Genomic DNA, 16877 nt, shown 5'->3' on the forward strand with positions numbered 1-16877 from the left:
CCCGGACCTGTCTGGCTTACTCGTACTTGATGTCGCCGTCGACGCTGGTGCCGCCGGGCTTGCCGTCCTTGCCCAGGCTGACCAGGTCGAACGGTCCGCTCTCGCCCGGCGCGCGGTACTCCAGCGCGTGGCCCCACGGATCCTTCAATTCCGCCGGCTTGGCATACGGACCCAGCCAGCCGTTGACGTCGCTGGGCTGGGTGACCAGTTCATCCAGCGCGGTCGGCAGGCGCCCGGTGTCCATCTGGAACGACTCGATTTTGCCCGCCATCGTCTGCACCTGCGCCTTGGCGATGTTGTAGTCGCCACGGTCCTTGCCACCGAGCACGCGGCTGCCGACGAAGGCCAGCACCGCACCGATCAGCACGATCACGATGATGATCTCGATCAGGCTCATGCCGCGCTGGCGGGCGGACGACGGCGAACGGGTCAAAGAGCGGCGATTGCGCATGTGGGTTCCTTGTCGAAAGGCGTCCGGGGTGAACGTGGGTCGAATGATGATCGCAAAGCAGGGGTATCAGGGTGACTGCGCGGGACGGCGTTCAGTTCCATGACTGCGCAGAACGCTTGCCGCGTGAGCGCGATCACCCTATCGCATTGGTCAGTCCATACAGCGGCATCAGCACGGCCATGACGACGATGCCGACGACCGCGGCCAGCACGATCGTCACCACCGGCACCAGCGCCGCCAACATGCGGTCGAGCGCGAGCGAGGTTTCCTGCTCGAACGTCTCGGCCGTCTTCACCAGCATCGCGTCCAGCGCACCGGACTCCTCGCCCACCTGGATCATCTGCAGTGCCAGGCGAGGGAAGCGCTTGCCGCGTCCGAGCGCGGTGGACAGCGCGATACCGTTCTTTACTTCCTGCGCCGCCGCTTCCACGTCCGCCGCCAGCACGCGGTTGCCCAGCACGTTGCGGCCGATGCCCAGCGCGGTGATCAGCGGCACGCCGTTGCGCACCAAGGTTCCGAGCGTGCGCGCCAGGCGCGCGGTCTCGGCCTTGGCCACCAGGCCGCCGACGAAGCGTCGCTGCAACAGCCACGCATCGAAGGCTTCGCGGAATACCGGATCGCGGCGCTTGCGGTCAAACCACCACAGCGCCAGCGCGGGCAATGCCAGCAGCACGATCCACCAGTCGCGCACGAACAGGCCGATGCCGAGCACGATGCGGGTGAACAGCGGCAGCTCGGCGTCGAGGCTTTCGTACATCGCGCCGAACTGCGGGACCACGTAACCGAACAGGAACAGCAGGCTGCCGCCAACCATCACCAGCAGGATCGCCGGATAGATCAGCGCGTTGACGACCCTGCCTTGCAGGGCGCGCGTGCGTTCCAGGTAATCGGCCAGGCGCGCGAGGGTTTCCTGCAGGCTGCCGCCGGCTTCGCCCGCGCGCACCATGTTCACGTACAGGCGCGAGAACGTGCCGTGCTGGCGTTCCAGCGCCGCAGACAGCGAACTGCCGCCGCGCACGGCATCGCGCACGTCGCCGATGGTGCGGCGTGCGGCCTCGTCTTCGGGCAACTCGAGCAGGATCGTCAGCGCGCGATCGAGCGGCTGGCCCGCACCGAGCAAGGTCGCCAGCTGCTGGGTGAACTGCACCAGGCGTGCGCCCGCGAACGGCCTGGGCTTGAACAGCGTGCGCCACGTCGAAGCGCCCGACGCCTCGCTGGCGAGTTTCGCCTCCACCGGCAGATGCCCCTGCTCCTGCAATCGCGCGACGACTTCGGCGCTCGTGCCGGCTTCCATCTGGCCGTCGAGCAGTTCGCCGCGCGGGTTGAGCGCCTTGTAGTGGTAGAGGGGCATTGTCGGCCGGGATTCGGGATTCGGGATTCGGGATTCGGGATTCGGGATTCGGGATTCGGGATTCGGGATTCGGGTAGAGCGTATCTGTGTTGCACGTCATTCCCGCGAAAGCGGGAATCCAGTGACTTCCTTGCGCCTCAGGTCGCTTGATCGCCGCTTTGGCGAGGATGACGAATAGGCGATTGCGCGCCTGTCATCTCCGGCCACAAGTCACGCCAATAGGGATTGCCCGCCTCGACAAGCCCGATCTTCCATTGCCGCCGCCACTTCTTGATCTGCTTCTCGCGTGTGATTGCCGACTCCATCGTCTCGTGCGCTTCGTACCAGACCAGACGAGTCACTTCATACCGATCACTGAACCCCTCGACTACATGCTCGCGGTGCTGCCAGATGCGCTTGACTGGATCGCTCGTCACGCCCAGGTACAAGGTGCCGTTTCGACCACTCGCCAGGAGATAAACGCAAGGCTGCCTTTCCATTCTCGTCCGTGAAAGATAAGTCGCTGGATTCCCGCTTCCGCGGGAATGACGTGAGGGGATGACTACGCTCCCAACGACATCAGTACGCTCACGCATCCTCCGTAACGCGCAAAACCTCCTCGATCGTCGTCTCCCCGCGCAGCGCCTTGGCGATGCCGTCCTCGTACATCGTGCGCATGCCGTGCTGGCGCGCGATCTGCTCGATCTCGCCCATGCCCGCATGACGCATCACCGCGCGGCGCAGCTCGTCGTTCATCACCAGGAATTCCATGATCGTCGTGCGACCGTGATAGCCGGTCGTCGACAGCGGCGACGGCATCGGGTGGTACAGGAAGATCTCGCCTTCGGGCTGGTAGCGGCGCAGGTTGAACTTCTCGATCTCTTCCGGCGAGGCCGGATAACGCCGTGCATGCGTCGGCTCCAGGCGGCGCACCAGGCGCTGGGCGAGGATGCCGTTGACGGTGGAGGTGAGCAGGTAATCCTCCACGCCCATGTCGAGCAGGCGCGTGATACCGCCGGCGGCGTTGTTGGTGTGCAGCGTCGACAGCACCAGGTGGCCGGTCAGCGCGGACTGGATCGCGATGCGGCACGTCTCCAAGTCGCGCATTTCGCCGATCATGATGATGTCGGGGTCCTGTCGCACGATGCTGCGCAGCGCATGGGAGAAATCCAGCCCGATCTGCGGTTTCGCCTGGATCTGGTTGATGCCTTCGATCTGGTATTCCACCGGATCTTCAACGGTGATGATCTTGACGTCCGGCGTGTTGAGCTTGCTCAGCGCGGTGTACAGCGTGGTCGTCTTGCCCGAGCCGGTCGGGCCGGTGACGAGCAGGATTCCGTGTGGCTGGTCCAGCACTTTCTGGAACTGCGGCAGGAACGCGTCGGTGAAGCCCAGCCGCTTGAAATCGAAGACGACGGTTTCGCGATCCAGCAATCGCATCACCACGCTTTCGCCGTGCGCGGTCGGCACGGTGCTTACGCGCAAGTCCAGTTCCTTGCCCTGCACGCGCAGCATGATGCGGCCGTCCTGCGGCAGGCGGCGTTCGGCGATGTTGAGCTTGGCCATGATCTTGATGCGGCTGATCACGGCGGCGGTGAGATTGGCCGGCGGGCTTTCGCCTTCGCTGAGCACGCCGTCGATGCGGTAGCGCACCTTCAGACGATTCTCGAACGGCTCGATGTGGATGTCGGAGGCGCGCAGTTCGACGGCACGCTGGATGATCAGGTTCACCAGTCGGATCACCGGCGCTTCGGACGCGAGGTCGCGCAGGTGCTCCACGTCGTCGAGGTCGCCCCCGGCGCCCTCGCCTTCGGCCGTTTCCACGATGGCACCCATCGCGCTGCGGCCCTGGCCGTACCAGCGTTCGACGAGGTCACCGATTTCCGAACGCAGCGCCACCGCCGGGCGGATGTCGCGGCCGGTGGCCAGGCGCAGGGCATCGAGCGTGTAGAGGTCCTGCGGATCGGCCATGAGCACGTCGACCGCGCTGTCGCTCTCGCCGACCGGACAGACGGCGAACTGCTTCATGAAGCGCATGGACAGCGTGACGCCTTCCGGTGGCAGCTCCGGCGCGTCCTTCACGCTGACCAGCGGCAGGCCAAGGACCTCGGCGCAGGTTTCGGCGTGGTCGCGCTCGGACACCAGGCCCAGTCGCGCCAGCAATGCGAGCAGGCTGCCGCCCGTCTCGTCCTGCAGGCGGCGCGCGCGGACGAGGTCGGCGTCCTTGAGGCGTCCTCTGGCGAGCAGCGCATCGACGATGCGTTCCTCGGCGGCGGAGGCCATGGCGATGTCGTGGGCGACTGCGTTCACGCTCTCCAGGTCGTTGCCGACCTCCTCCGCTGTGGTCCCGCCGACTTTAGCAGGCAGGCGTCGACGTTAGCGCGCACGCGGCAGGGCCCGGTGCACCGATTGAGACATTCACCGCACCCGCCCCCATTGGCGCCGCAGGCACTGCTTGCGTAGGCTCTCCCCATTCACCAGGGGAAACACGCATGAAGACCTCTCTCGCGGCCGTCGCGGCCGTGATCGTGTTCGTCGCGGGCGCCGGCGTCGGCTACACCGCACAGAAGCAGCAGCGCACCGCCACCGCGATGTACCACGCGAAGGAGAACCAGGACGCCGCCCGCGAACTGCTCGCCGTTGCCCGCATCCAGGCCGGCAAGGGCAGTTGGGAGCAGATCGCGGTGGGCCGCGTCTATTACCTGGGCGGCTACAAGCCGGACGGACAGGCGATCTTCGACGCGATCCTCGCCGGCAAGCACGAGGACAGCGACGTCTACCGCATCGCCCGCGTCTACAGCGAGGCCGGCGAATGGGACAAGGCGAAGGACCTGTTCCAGCGCTACTTCAAGGGCACCGACGACGATGCCGCCGCCTACGCCGAAGTCGGTGCGCTGTATCTGCTGAAGGGCGACCGTCAGACGGCCGAGCAGATGTTCGACCGCTCGGTGGCGATCGAACCGGAAGACCTGTGGGCGACGCTGCACATCGCCGGTGCGTACCTCAATGTGAGGCCGCAGGAGTAAAGGGAGCTTCCTTCTCTCCTTGGGGCGACCGTAGGAAGTGCAGAGCTGAGAAGGTGGTGCGAAGCGCCGAAAGAGGGACGCGCAAAGCGCGGGCTTTCCGTCGTCGCCCCTCTCCCTGGCCGCCTTCGGCGGCCTGTCCCTCTCAGCTCTGCACTCCCTACGGTCGCTTCAAGGCGAGAGGGATGGCACTTCCCTTGCTACAGCCGCTTCCATTGCGGCTGACATAGCGAAGGACGCCGCTCAGCCCACCCAGACCCGCGCGTTGCGGAACATCCGCATCCACGGCGAATCCTCGCCCCACTCGGCCGGTGCCCAGCTCAGGTTGGCGCTGCGCAGGGTGCGTTCCGGGTGCGGCATCAGGATCGTCGCGCGGCCGTCGGCACTGGTCAGGCCGGTGATGCCGTCGGGCGAGCCGTTCGGGTTGAGCGGATAGCGCGTGGCCACGTTGCCGTTGCCGTCGATGTAGCGCAGCGAGACGTGCGCGGCCGACTGGTCCAGCGAGCTGTCGAAATCCGCACGACCTTCGCCATGCGCCACCGCCACCGGGATGCGCGAGCCGGCCATGCCGCGGAAGAACAGCGACGGCGACTCGACGACTTCCAGCAGGCCCAGGCGTGCTTCGAACTGCTCGCTGCGGTTGCGCAGGAACTTCGGCCAGTGCTCGGCGCCCGGAATGATGGGCTTGAGCTGCGAGAGCATCTGGCAGCCGTTGCACACGCCCAGCGAGAAACTGTCTTCACGCGCGAAGAACGCGGCGAAGGCATCGCGCAGCGCGCTGCGCTCCAGCACCGACGTCGCCCAGCCACGACCCGCGCCGAGCACATCGCCGTAACTGAAGCCACCGCAGGCGGCGAAGCCCTTGAAGTCGGCCAGGTCGAAGCGGCCGGCGATGAGGTCGCTCATGTGCACGTCGACCGCTTCGAAGCCGGCGCGCGTGAACGCCAACGCCATTTCGACCTGGCCGTTGACGCCCTGCTCGCGCAGGATCGCCACGCGCGGACGCACGCCGGTGTTGATGAACGGTGCGGCGACGTCGTCGGCGGCAGCGAAGGTCAGCTTCGGCTTCAGGCCCGGCGCGTTGAAGTCGCGCGCGACCGTGCGTTCCTCGTCGGCGCCTTCCGGGTTGTCGCGCAGCTTCTGCAGCGCATGGCTGGTGGCCCACCAGGCGTCGAAAAGTTCTTCCCAGCGCCATTCGACCAGCGTCTTGCCTTCGTCGCGCACGCGGATCACCGGCGCCGTGGTCGGCTTGGCGATGCGCTGGGCGCAGTCGATCAGGCCGTGACGCGCGACGAGGTCGGCGAACTCCGCGCGGTCCTCGACGGACACCTGCACGATCGCACCGAGCTCCTCGTTGAACAGCGTGCGGAAGGGATCGTCGCCCCAGCCGTCCAGGTTGATGTCGAGGCCCGTGCGCGAGCAGAACGCCATCTCGCACAGCGCAGCGAACGCGCCGCCGTCGGAACGGTCGTGGTAGGCCTTGGCGATGCCGGCCTCGCGCGCGTCGCGGATGAGTTCGAAGAAGTCGCGCAGGCGCTGCGGGTTGTCGAGGTCAGGCACGCCCAGCGCGCCGGCGAACGCCGGCAGCGTGCCGTTGCCGTCGGCCGCTTCGGGGTGGCACTGGGCCAGCACCGAACCACCCAGGCGCTGCTTGCCGGCGCCCAGGCCGATCAGCCACAGCTCGCTTTCTTCTTCGCGCGCGAGCAGCGGCGTGAGCTGCGCGCGCACGTCGACCACCGGCGCGAAGGCGCTGACGATGAGCGACACCGGCGACACCGACTTGTGCGCCTTGCCGTCGGCATGCCACTGCGCCTGCATCGACAGCGAGTCCTTGCCGACCGGGATGCTGAGGTCGAGTTCCGGGCACAGCTCCAGGCCCACGGCCTTCACCGCGTCGAACAGGCGCGCGTCCTCGCCGTCGTGGCCGGCGGCGGCCATCCAGTTGGCGGACAGCTTGATGCGGTTGAGCGATTCCACCGGCGCGGCGCACAGGTTGGTGATCGCCTCGCCCACGGCCATGCGCGCGGCGGCGGCGGCGTCGATCAACGCCAGCGGCGTGCGCTCGCCGATCGCCATCGCCTCGCCGACGAAACCGTCGAAGCCGGCGAAAGTGATCGCGCAATCGGCCACCGGCAGCTGCCACGGGCCGATCATCTGGTCGCGCGCGGTCAGGCCGCCGACGGTGCGGTCGCCGATGGTGATCAGGAAGTTCTTCGAAGCGACCGCCGGGTGCGCCATCACGCGCAGCGCGGCGTCGCGCAGTTCCAGGCCGTCCCAGCGCAGCGCCGGCCACGGCGCGGCGGGCGGGTGGCGCGCGTCGCGGTGCATCTTCGGCGGCTTGCCGAACAGCACGTCCATGGGCAGGTCGATCGGCCAGTCGCGGCCGGCTTCGCGCGCGGTCTCGCGCGTGGCGCCGTAGCCGACGACCAAGCGCTCTTCCGCCGTGGCGAAGCCGACGGCCGCGAACGGGCACCGCTCACGGGCGCAGATCGCGGCGAACTCTTCGACGCGATCGGCGGGAATGCCGAGCACGTAGCGTTCCTGCGATTCGTTGCACCACAGCTGCATCGGCGACAGCGACGGATCGTCGCTGGGCACCTTGGCCAGGTCGATGATGCCGCCCAGGCCGGAGTCGTGGAGCAGTTCGGGAATCGCGTTGGACAGGCCGCCGGCACCGACGTCGTGCGCGGTGGCGATGGGGTTGTCCTCGCCGCGCGCGACGCAGCGGTCGATGACTTCCTGCGCGCGACGCTCCATTTCCGGGTTGTCGCGCTGCACGCTGGCGAAATCGAGTTCCTCGTGGCTGTCGCCGGAGGCCACCGAACTGGCGGCACCGCCGCCCAGGCCGATCAGCATGGCCGGGCCGCCGAGCACGATCACCGCATCGCCCGGCTGCAGGCCGAGCTTTTTCACCTGCACGCGGTCGATGGCGCCCAGGCCGCCGGCGAGCATGATCGGCTTGTCGTACGCGCGGGCGTGCGTGCCTTCGTCGAGCTCGAAGCTGCGGAAGTAACCCGCCAGGTTCGGGCGGCCGAATTCGTTGTTGAACGCGGCGGCACCGATCGGGCCGTCGAGCATGATTTCCAGCGCCGAGGCCATGCGCGGGTTGAGCGAACGCTCGCGTTCCCACGGCTGCGGCAGCGTCGGGATGCGCAGGTGCGAGACGCTGAAACCGCACAGGCCGGCCTTGGGACGGCCGCCGCGCCCGGTCGCGCCTTCGTCGCGGATCTCGCCGCCGTTGCCGGTGGATGCGCCCGGGAACGGCGCAATCGCGGTGGGATGGTTGTGGGTTTCGACCTTGATCGCGAAGGCCGAATCGACCTGCGCTTCCTCGCGGTACGCGTGCGTGAGCGGGTCCGGACGGAAGCGGCGGCTGGCGTAGCCTTCCACCACCGCGGCGTTGTCGCTGTAAGCCGAGAGCGTGTGCTCGGGCGTGGTCGCGTGCGTGTGCTTGATCATCTTGAACAGCGACGTGGTCTGCTCGACGCCGTCGATGGTCCAGGACGCGTTGAAGATCTTGTGGCGGCAGTGCTCGGAGTTGGCCTGCGCGAACATCATCAGCTCGACGTCCGCCGGCTCGCGGCCGAGCGCGGTGTAGCGCTCGCGCAGGTAGGCGATCTCGTCTTCGGCCAGGGCCAGGCCCAGGCGCGTGTTCGCCAGTTCCAGGTCCACCAGGGGGATGCGCTCCAGTTCGCCGCGGGCCGGCACGGAGAACAGCGCGACGGCGTCCTCGCGTGCGTCCAGCAGCGACTGGGTCATCGGGTCGTGCAGCACCTTCGCCAGCGCGCCCTGCGTGGGCGCGTCGGCCGGCCAGCCGGTCAGGTCGAACCGGGTGCCGCGCTCCACGCGCTTGACCGGCAGACCGGCGCCGTGGAGGAGCTCGGTCGACTTGCTCGCCCAGGGCGAAAGCGTGCCCAGGCGCGGCGTGACGTAGCGGGAAATCGCCTCCGGCGCGCGAGGTGCCTCGGCGGGCTCGGCCTGGAGGATGCGACGCAGCGCATCCGGATCGGGCGTTGCACCGGCCTCCGGCTCGACCCAGTAAACGGGCCAGGCGCCGAGGACGCGGATGGACGGATGGAGGGCTTGCAGGCGGGCTTGGAGCCGTTCCAGGCGGAACGGCGACAGGGCGGAAGCGCCCTCGAGGACGATCATGTCCGGGGAACCGTGCAACGTCGGGCCCGCCATTGTACTCAAAGCGCCCGCCTGCCCCACGCCGGAACCTGACCGATGTGGGGTCCGGAAACGCCGACGCCGCCCGTAGGGGCGGCGTCGGTGGGTCTGTCGGAGGTTTCAGGCGCCCGGTTTGGCGGGCGTGGCCGAGGCGGTATGCGCCTGCTCTGCCGCCAGCTTGTCCAGCGCCTCGCGCAGGGCGGCCGGCGGGATGTAGCCGCCGAGCTGGACGCCCTCGCGGGTCAGGATCATCGGCGTGCCGGTCAGACCGACGCGCTGGCCCACGTCGTACTGCTGGTTCACGCTCGACTTGCAGTCGGCCTTGGTCGGGCCGCGGTCGTTCTTGGCATCGGTCAGCGCCTTGCGGCGGTCCGGCGCGCACCACACGGCTACCATCTTGCGGTAGTCCTCGCTGCCCAGGCCCATGCGCGGGAAGGCCAGGTATTCGATGGCGATGCCCTGCCGGTTGTATTCGGCGATCTCGCTGTGCAGCTTGCGGCAGTAGCCGCACTCCACGTCGGTGAAGACGGTGACGGTGTACTTGGGCTTGGCCGGCGAGAAGACGATGCGCTCGCTGGTGGGAATGGTGCCGAGCAGGTCGCGGCGCACGGCGGCCATCGCGTCCTCGCTCAGGTTCTTTTTCGCGGCGACGTCGAACAGCGCGCCGCCGGAACCGGGCAGGAACAGGTAGCGGCCGTCGTCGCTGACATAGACGACCTGGCCGCTGACGATGGCCTCGCGGAAGCCGGGCATCGGCGCGGCGGTCACGTGGTCGACCTGGACCTGCGGGTTGAGCCTGCGCACGGCCTCGATGGCGCGAGCCTCCGGCGTTCCCGCGGCCGGCTTGGGCGCGGCGGCCTGCTTCACCGGGGCGCTCGCGGCGGTGGGCGCCTGCGCGGCGGTTCCGCTGGGCGCCTGGGCGCAGGCAGAGAGGCTGATGGCGCCGAGCACGGCAAGGACGAGTCGCTTCATTCAGGAATCCTGTCGGGGCAGCCCGGGGCCGCTGGGGGAATGGCCGATTGTGGCACGCAGGGGCGGCGGGGCGCGTGTCGTTGGTCCCAGGCGAGAGTGGTGTTCAGGAGCGGAAGTTCTGCAGGGTTCTGGCGGGGAACGGAGGGGCCATGCACCGGGGCCGCGGGACTGCGGGCCTGGGTCCCGGCCTGCGCCGGGATGACAGCGGGAAGTGGGAGGCTTCGGGCGTTCGGCAGGCCACGCGGCAGTGCCGCGTATGCAAGGGCTTCGAGCTGGTTGCCGTTGCCGTCCATGGCGGCACGTGACCCGCTTCGGGTCGCCCGGCCCGGCCATCCATGGCCGGGCGTTCGGCAGGCCACGCGGCAGTGCCGCGTATGCAAGGGCTTCGAGCTGGTTGCCGTTGCCGTCCATGGCGGCACGTGACCGGCTCCGGGTCGCCCGGCCCGGCCATCCATGGCCGGGCGTTCGGCAGGCCACGCGGCAGTGCCACGTATGCAAGGGCTTCGAACTGGTTGCCGTTGCCGTCCATGGCGGCACGCGACCGGCTCCGGGTCGCCCGGCCCGGCCATCCATGGCCGGGCGTTCGGCAGGCCACGCGGCAGTGCCACGTATGCAAGGGCTTCGAGCTGGTTGCCGTTGCCGTCCATGGCGGCACGCGACCGGCTCCGGGTCGCCCGGCCCGGCCATCCATGGCCGGGCGTTCGGCAGGCCACGCGGCAGTGCCGCGTATGCAAGGGCTTCGAGCTGGTTGCCGTTGCCGTCCATGGCGGCACGCGACCGGCTCCGGGTCGCCCGGCCCGGCCATCCATGGCCGGGCGTTCGGCAGGCCACGCGGCAGTGCCGCGTAAGCGGCCTGCCTCACCCCCTAGGATGGTGCTTCGCGTGCAGTTGCTTGAGTTGCTCCCGCGCCACCAACGTGTAGATCTGCGTCGTGGACAGCGAGCTGTGCCCCAGCAGCATCTGCAGCGCGCGCAGGTCGGCGCCGTGGTTGAGCAGGTGCGTGGCGAAACTGTGGCGCAGTCCGTGCGGGCTGATCCGCGCCGGATCGATGCCGGCCAACGCGGCGTACTTCTTCACCAGTTGCCAGAACTGCTGCCGCGTCGGCACCTCACCACTCACGGCCAGGAACAGCGGCGCCAACGCGCGCTTGCCGGCGATCTGCGGGCGCGACTGCGCCAGGTAGCGTTCGAGCCAGTGCTGCGCTTCCTCGCCCAGCGGAACCAGGCGTTCCTTGCTGCCCTTGCCCATCACGCGAAGCACGCCCTGGCGCAGGTTCACCGCGGTGGCGGGCAGGTTCACCAGTTCGCTCACGCGCAGGCCGGCGGCGTACATCAGCTCCAGCATCGCGCGGTCGCGCAGGCCCAGCGGCGTGGCGATGTCGGGCGCGGCCAGCAGTGCCTCGATCTGGCTTTCGGCCAGGGCCTTGGGCAACGAACGCGGCAGCTTGGGCGGGTCGAGCAGCGCGGTCGGGTCGTCGCCTCGCGCGCCGCGGCGCACCAGCCACGCGTAATAGGCACGCAGCGCGGACAGCAGGCGCGCATTGCTGCGGGGCGAATAGCCCTGCTTCGAACGCCAGGCGAGGTAGTCGAACAGCGCAGCGCGATCGGCCCCGTCGAGCCCGCCATTGCGTGAACCACGCCAGCGCGCGAGCAGTTCGAGGTCGCGCCGGTAGCTGTCCAGCGTGGGCTGGGCGAGGCCGTTCTCGGCCCAGATCGCATCGAGGAAGCGGCCGATCTGCGCCGCATCGGCATCGGCCAGTTCCGGCAACGCCATGGCGATGGTGCGGCGTTGCGCAGGCGTGCGTGCAGTCATCGCCGCAGCTTAGCGGCTATCCTGATGCGATGGCATCGGCTCCCACTTCTCCCCGTCCTTCCGCGCTCATCGGCTGGCGCTTGCTCGCGATGGTCTACGACCTGTGGCCGGTGCTCGCGTTGTGGATGCTCGCCTCGCTGGTGTTCACCGTCGGCTTCACGCTGAGCGGGCATGCAAGCCGCGAAAACATCGCGCCCTTCAGCGGTCTGCAATGGCTGCTGTGGCTGGTGTGCTGGCTCATCACCGCCGCCTATGCGTTGCCGAGCTGGCGCCGCGGCGGGCAGACGCTGGGCATGCGTCCGTGGCGATTGAAGGTGGTGGGTGCGGATGGGATTGCTTCGCCGACGTGGCGCGCGCTGTGGCTGCGTTACGCCGTCGGAACCGTCTCGTTGCTTCTGGGCGGGCTGGGCTTTTGGTGGGCGTGGTTCGACCGCGACCGCCTTACCTGGCACGACCGCGCGAGTGGGACGCGGATGGTGCGGATGGCGAAGCAGGTGAAGTAGCGCACTGCCGTCTTTTGATCTACTCGCAAAAAAAGGGCGCCATCGGCGCCCTTTTTTCTTCAACCCGACCGGCGTTTGAACAGGAAGTACGACACCGCGAGCATGATGATCGTTGGCAGCAGGTAGGCGAACCGAAGATCGAACTTCACCACCTTCGCCAATCCGACCGCTTGTGTCTGCAACTGCCAGAAGATGAGCGAGAACACGATGCCGATGAACAACCGCTTGCCCATGCCGCCGCTGCGCAGCGTGCCGAAGGCGAACGGCACGGCCGCCAGGCACAGCGCCAGCACGTTGATCGGGTAGAACCAGCGGCCCCAGTAGTGCTCTTCGAACTCCGACGCATCCAGGTCGTTGCGCTTGCGGTACTGGATCGCATTGCGCAGGTCCATCGCGGAGAGATAGCGCGGTCGTTCGGTCCCCGCCGACAACGCGGCGGCGTCGAGCTGCGACTTCCAGCGCTCCTCCGGGATTTTTTCCTGGCGGACCGAACGTTCCTCGAAATGCGTGCGGGTCACGTCGCGCAGCAGCCAACCGCCGGGGCGGTGTTCGGCGATGCGCGCGTAAGCCATCGAATGCATGTGCCCATCGGGCGCGAACTCGAACAGCGTGACGCCGTGCAGTTCGAGCCAGCGGTCGCCATTGCGCTCGCGTTCCTGTCCGCCGGCCGCGCTGAGGATGGTCTCGCCCTCGCGCGCCCACAGGCCGCTGTACTGCGCCATCACCGTGTTGCCGGACTTGGCGTTCGCCTTCAGTGCGTCGGCACGCTGCTGCGTCCACGGCGCGATGCTCTCGCCGTTGATGACCATCAGCGCCGTCAGCAGTGCCAACGCGCCCGCGACCGCCAGGCCCAGTCGGCGACGCGACAGGCCGAGCGCGCGCAGCGCGGTCAGCTCAGACGTCGCGGCCAGTTGGCCCAGCGCCATCAGCGAGCCGATCACCGCCGCGTACGGGAACAGGTAATACAGGCGTCGCGGAACGCTGAGCGCCATGTAGACGAAGGCTTCGGACAGGCCGTACTTGCCCTTGCCGATGTCGCCGAACTCGCTCACCAGGCCGAGCATCACGTCCAGGCCCGCGAGCACCGCCCAGGTCAGCGCCACCGTGCCCAACACGGTGCGGCCGACATAGAGGTCGTGGAGCTTCGGGAACGGCTTCATGGCGTCGCCCCCGTGACTGCGGCCGCGGATTTGCGCCGGCCCAGGCGACCGTCGGTGAAGTACAGCCACAGGGCGATCGCCATGATCGGCACCACCAGCCACCACAGCCCCAGGACGCTGGCGATGCGGCCGCTTTCCAGCCAGCCGCGCCCGGCGGTCATCAGGTTCTGGCCGATCAGATAGGCGAGGAAGCCGATGAGGATGCGGCCGTAACGGGCCTGGCGCGGCATGCTGCGCGCCAGCGGCACCGCCATCAGCGCGAAGGCCAGCGCCAGCAGCGGCGGGGCGATGCGGTAGTGCAGCTGGGCGCGTGCCTCGCGGCTGTTGTCGCCGAGCAGGGTGAGGGTCGACTGCGTTTCCGGGTCGTCCGGGTCGTAACGCATCTCGTTGGCGGGCAGGAGGATTTCGTTGCGCGCGTAGCGCAGCAGGCGGAAGTCCTGCGCGCCTTCGCGCTGGCCTTCGATCTGGAAGCCCTTGTTGAGCGTGAGGTAACGATGGCCCGCCTCATCGACCGTGAGCTTGCCGTCGTTGGCGGTGACCACGTCGATGCGGTTCTCGCCGGCGTCGCGGTAGACGAAGATTTTCTCCAGCCCGCTGCCGTCCTTGGACATGTTGGAGACGTAGATCACGCCGCCGCCGTTGGGAATGCCGGTGAAGGAGCCCGGCTCCAGTCCGGCCATGACCAGGCTGCGGTTGGCGTCGTTGATCATCTGCCTGGAGACGCGGTCGGCCCAGGGCCCCAGCCAAAGCGAGCAGGCCGCCACGACGCCCACGAGCGGACCGACGACCAGCAGCAGCGGCTTGAGCATCCGCTTGGGGCCCACGCCGATCGAGGAGATGACCGGCATCTCCGAATCGCGATAAAGCCGGCCCACGCCCATCATCAGGCCCAGCATCAGCGCCAGCGGCAGGATCAGCGGCAGCCACTTGAGCAGCACCAGTCCGAGCTGGGCGAGCATCAGCCCAGCCGGCACGCGGCCGCGGGCGATGTCCTGCAGCACGTCGGTGAAGGCGCCGCCGACGGTGACGATCAGCAGCACGGCCAGGGTGGCGAAGATCGACTGGGCGAATTCGCTGATGAGGTAGCGGTCCAGCTTGAGCATTGAGTCGGTTCGGCCGGGTGCGATCGGGTTGGGGGACGGGCCAGTGTGGGGCAGCCGGCGCATGCGGCGCGTCTTCGCCGGCCAGGGCCGGGAAGCCCGCCCGCGCCGTCGCGCCGCATACGCTTGAACCTTCACCAGCCCCGGAGCCCGCGGGTCCGCGGGCCGGGTTCGGTGGCCTGCTAGAATCGGGGGTTCGTCCGAGGGCGTGAGGTGGCTGCGCAACGCGCGGCCCGGGAACAAACATCCCCCTCACCGCTCGATTGTACGTAACTGACTCTTCAATCTGCTTCGGGAATCTGTTGGATGGCCCTCGAATTCGACCTGAACCGCGACGCGCCTGCCGCCGCCCACACTGACTGCATCGTGATCGGCGCCTTCGCCGACAACAGCCTGACGCCCGCGGCGAAGGCCATCGACGAGGCCAGCGGCGGCCGCATTCGTGCGCTGCTCGAGCGCGGCGACGCCAGCGGCAAGACCGGCAAGACCGCACTGCTGCACGACCTGCCGGGCGTGACTGCGCCGCGCGTGCTGGTGATCGGCCTGGGCGATGCCACCAAGTTCGGCGTGCCCCAGTACCTCAAGGCCGTGGGCGATGCCGCCCGCACGCTGCGCAGCGGCCCGGTGGCGACGGCGGTGTTCACCCTGTCCGAGCTCACCGTCGCCGGCCGCGACAACGCCTGGAACATCCGCCAGGCCGTGATCGCCGCCGACCACGCCTGCTACCGCTACACCGCCACGCTGGGCACCTCGCGCAAGAAGGAAGAACCGGGCCTGCGCACGTTCTCCGTGCTGGGCGAGGATGCCACCGCGCTGGCCCACGGCCAGGCCATCGCCGCCGGCGTGCAGTTCTCGCGCGAGCTGGGCAACCTGCCGCCGAACATCTGCAACCCGGCCTACCTGGCGCAGCAGGCGCAGGAATTCGCCGGCCGCTTCCCGACCGCGTCGTGCGAGGTCCTCGACGTCGCGCAGATGACCGAACTGGGCATGGGCTCGCTGCTGGCCGTCGGCCGCGGTTCGGCCAACCCGCCCAAGCTCATCGTCCTGAAGTACAGCAACGGCGGCGACGCGAAGCCGTTCGTGCTGGTCGGCAAGGGCATCACCTTCGACACCGGCGGCATCAACCTCAAGACGCAGGGCGGCATCGAGGAGATGAAGTACGACATGTGCGGTGGCGCCACCGTCATGGGCACCTTCGTCGCAGCGGTGGGCATGCAGTTGCCGATCAACCTCGTCGTCATCGTGCCGGCCGTGGAGAACATGCCCGACGCCGACGCGTACCGTCCGTCCGACGTGCTCACCAGCATGTCCGGCAAGACGATCGAAGTCGGCAACACCGACGCCGAAGGCCGCCTGATCCTGTGCGACGCGCTGACCTACGCGCAGCGTTTCGAACCGCAGGCGCTGGTCGACGTGGCCACGCTCACCGGCGCCTGCATGGTCGCGCTGGGCAAGTTCGCCTCGGGCCTGATGAGCAAGCACGACGACCTGGCCGCCGAACTCATCGACGCCGGCGAGAACGTGTTCGACCGCGCCTGGCGCCTGCCGTTGTGGGACGAGTACCAGACGCTGCTGGAATCCAGCTTCGCCGACGTCTACAACATCGGCGGCCGCTGGGCCGGCGCCATCACGGCCGGCTGCTTCCTCGGCCGCTTCGCCGAAGGCCAGCGCTGGGCGCACCTGGACATCGCCGGCTCCGCGTCGGACGAAGGCAAGCGCGGCATGGCGACCGGCCGACCGGTCGGCCTGCTGAGCCAGTGGTTGCTGGACCGAACCGGGATTTGAGATTGGGGATTCGGGATTCGCAAGAGCGCAAACCGCTCGCGAGTCCCACCGCCCGCATCCCGCCTTTGCGAATCTCCAATCCCGAATCACGAATCCCATCTATGGCGCGTGCCGATTTCTACCTGATCCAGAAGGAGCGCTTCCGCGAGGAGCCGCTCCTGCTGGTGTGCGAACTCGCGCGCAAGGCGCACGACGCCAATCTGTGGACGCTGGTGCTGGCGCGTGACGACGAACAGGCGCAGCGGCTGGACGAACTGATGTGGGAATTCGACGCCGACGCGTACATCCCGCACCAGGTGGCCGGCGACGAGGAAGACGAGCTCACGCCCGTGCTCATCGCCACGCCCGACAGCGACACGCCGATGCGTGCACTGGTGATCAATCTGCGCGACGACCCGGTCAACGGCAGCTTCGAGCGCGTGCTCGAAGTGGTACCCGCCGACGACTCCGCGCGCGGCCCGCTGCGCGAGCGCTGGAAGCAGTACCAGGCGCGCGGACTGGAATTGAAGAAGTACGACATGTAAGTGCCGGGATTCGGGATTGGGGATTCGAGATTCGCCCCACCCGGCCG

General features: G+C 68.4%; 13 protein-coding genes. 4 read left to right on the forward strand and 9 right to left on the reverse strand.

What is annotated here, in order from left to right; translation table 11 throughout:
• Window positions 1–16 precede the first annotated feature (16 nt).
• The 4 genes from gspG to gspE form a co-directional block, all read right to left on the reverse strand.
• Window positions 17–451 (reverse strand): type II secretion system major pseudopilin GspG, encoded by a 435-nt coding sequence (gene gspG, locus JI752_RS05560; RefSeq protein ID WP_216960366.1) that lies wholly within the window; start codon window positions 449–451, stop codon window positions 17–19.
• 133 nt (window positions 452–584) lie between these two features.
• Window positions 585–1802 (reverse strand): type II secretion system F family protein, encoded by a 1218-nt coding sequence (locus JI752_RS05565; RefSeq protein ID WP_216960368.1) that lies wholly within the window; start codon window positions 1800–1802, stop codon window positions 585–587.
• A gap of 137 nt (window positions 1803–1939) precedes the next feature.
• Window positions 1940–2281 (reverse strand): GIY-YIG nuclease family protein, encoded by a 342-nt coding sequence (locus JI752_RS05570; protein ID WP_216960371.1) that lies wholly within the window; start codon window positions 2279–2281, stop codon window positions 1940–1942.
• Window positions 2282–2369: 88 nt separating this feature from the next.
• The gene (gene gspE, locus JI752_RS05575; RefSeq protein WP_216960373.1) at window positions 2370–4091 is read right to left on the reverse strand and encodes a type II secretion system ATPase GspE; all 1722 of its coding nucleotides are present in this window, start codon (window positions 4089–4091) and stop codon (window positions 2370–2372) included.
• Between the two features lie 182 nt (window positions 4092–4273).
• Here gspE and JI752_RS05580 point away from each other — a divergent pair, with 182 nt between their 5' ends.
• Window positions 4274–4807 (forward strand): hypothetical protein, encoded by a 534-nt coding sequence (locus tag JI752_RS05580; RefSeq protein ID WP_216960375.1) that lies wholly within the window; start codon window positions 4274–4276, stop codon window positions 4805–4807.
• Window positions 4808–5047: 240 nt separating this feature from the next.
• Here JI752_RS05580 and purL read toward each other — a convergent pair whose 3' ends face one another.
• From purL to xerD, 3 genes are all read right to left on the reverse strand, one after another.
• Window positions 5048–8956, reverse strand: coding sequence for a phosphoribosylformylglycinamidine synthase (purL, locus tag JI752_RS05585; protein ID WP_216960378.1), 3909 nt, complete (start codon window positions 8954–8956; stop codon window positions 5048–5050).
• Window positions 8957–9094: 138 nt separating this feature from the next.
• Window positions 9095–9946, reverse strand: a complete 852-nt coding sequence (locus tag JI752_RS05590; protein ID WP_216960380.1) for a DsbC family protein — start codon at window positions 9944–9946, stop codon at window positions 9095–9097.
• 858 nt (window positions 9947–10804) lie between these two features.
• The gene (gene xerD / locus JI752_RS05595) at window positions 10805–11758 is read right to left on the reverse strand and encodes a site-specific tyrosine recombinase XerD (protein ID WP_216960383.1); all 954 of its coding nucleotides are present in this window, start codon (window positions 11756–11758) and stop codon (window positions 10805–10807) included.
• 29 nt (window positions 11759–11787) lie between these two features.
• On the opposite strand from xerD, the gene JI752_RS05600 reads away from it, so the two are divergent.
• Entirely contained in the window at window positions 11788–12261 is a 474-nt protein-coding gene (locus JI752_RS05600) for an RDD family protein (RefSeq protein WP_216960386.1), read from the forward strand.
• Between the two features lie 59 nt (window positions 12262–12320).
• On the opposite strand, the gene lptG is transcribed toward JI752_RS05600, so the two are convergent.
• Window positions 12321–13421 (reverse strand): LPS export ABC transporter permease LptG, encoded by a 1101-nt coding sequence (gene lptG, locus JI752_RS05605; RefSeq protein ID WP_216960389.1) that lies wholly within the window; start codon window positions 13419–13421, stop codon window positions 12321–12323.
• The gene (lptF, locus tag JI752_RS05610; protein WP_216960392.1) at window positions 13418–14524 is read right to left on the reverse strand and encodes an LPS export ABC transporter permease LptF; all 1107 of its coding nucleotides are present in this window, start codon (window positions 14522–14524) and stop codon (window positions 13418–13420) included. The genes lptG and lptF overlap by 4 nt, the downstream gene beginning before the upstream one ends.
• 303 nt (window positions 14525–14827) lie before the next feature.
• Between lptF and JI752_RS05615 the strand changes: the two genes are divergently transcribed.
• Both JI752_RS05615 and JI752_RS05620 read left to right on the forward strand, forming a co-directional pair.
• Window positions 14828–16306, forward strand: a complete 1479-nt coding sequence (locus JI752_RS05615) for a leucyl aminopeptidase (protein ID WP_216960395.1) — start codon at window positions 14828–14830, stop codon at window positions 16304–16306.
• A gap of 101 nt (window positions 16307–16407) precedes the next feature.
• Window positions 16408–16830, forward strand: coding sequence for a DNA polymerase III subunit chi (locus tag JI752_RS05620; protein ID WP_216960397.1), 423 nt, complete (start codon window positions 16408–16410; stop codon window positions 16828–16830).
• Window positions 16831–16877 lie beyond the last annotated feature (47 nt).

The organism is Lysobacter sp. MMG2 (assembly GCF_016735495.2).
Taxonomy (GTDB): domain Bacteria; phylum Pseudomonadota; class Gammaproteobacteria; order Xanthomonadales; family Xanthomonadaceae; genus Lysobacter_J.

Excerpts from the sequence above, each read along its gene's own strand:
- lptF (WP_216960392.1), bottom strand. The coding sequence starts at position 14,524 with ATGCTCAAGCTGGACCGCTACCTCATCAGCGAATTCGCCCAGTCGATC.
- JI752_RS05580 (WP_216960375.1), top strand. The coding sequence starts at position 4,274 with ATGAAGACCTCTCTCGCGGCCGTCGCGGCCGTGATCGTGTTCGTCGCG.
- JI752_RS05570 (WP_216960371.1), bottom strand. The coding sequence starts at position 2,281 with ATGGAAAGGCAGCCTTGCGTTTATCTCCTGGCGAGTGGTCGAAACGGC.
- JI752_RS05600 (WP_216960386.1), top strand. The coding sequence starts at position 11,788 with ATGGCATCGGCTCCCACTTCTCCCCGTCCTTCCGCGCTCATCGGCTGG.
- JI752_RS05590 (WP_216960380.1), bottom strand. The coding sequence starts at position 9,946 with ATGAAGCGACTCGTCCTTGCCGTGCTCGGCGCCATCAGCCTCTCTGCC.
- JI752_RS05620 (WP_216960397.1), top strand. The coding sequence starts at position 16,408 with ATGGCGCGTGCCGATTTCTACCTGATCCAGAAGGAGCGCTTCCGCGAG.
- JI752_RS05615 (WP_216960395.1), top strand. The coding sequence starts at position 14,828 with ATGGCCCTCGAATTCGACCTGAACCGCGACGCGCCTGCCGCCGCCCAC.
- JI752_RS05565 (WP_216960368.1), bottom strand. The coding sequence starts at position 1,802 with ATGCCCCTCTACCACTACAAGGCGCTCAACCCGCGCGGCGAACTGCTC.
- gspG (WP_216960366.1), bottom strand. The coding sequence starts at position 451 with ATGCGCAATCGCCGCTCTTTGACCCGTTCGCCGTCGTCCGCCCGCCAG.
- purL (WP_216960378.1), bottom strand. The coding sequence starts at position 8,956 with ATGATCGTCCTCGAGGGCGCTTCCGCCCTGTCGCCGTTCCGCCTGGAA.
- lptG (WP_216960389.1), bottom strand. The coding sequence starts at position 13,421 with ATGAAGCCGTTCCCGAAGCTCCACGACCTCTATGTCGGCCGCACCGTG.
- xerD (WP_216960383.1), bottom strand. The coding sequence starts at position 11,758 with ATGACTGCACGCACGCCTGCGCAACGCCGCACCATCGCCATGGCGTTG.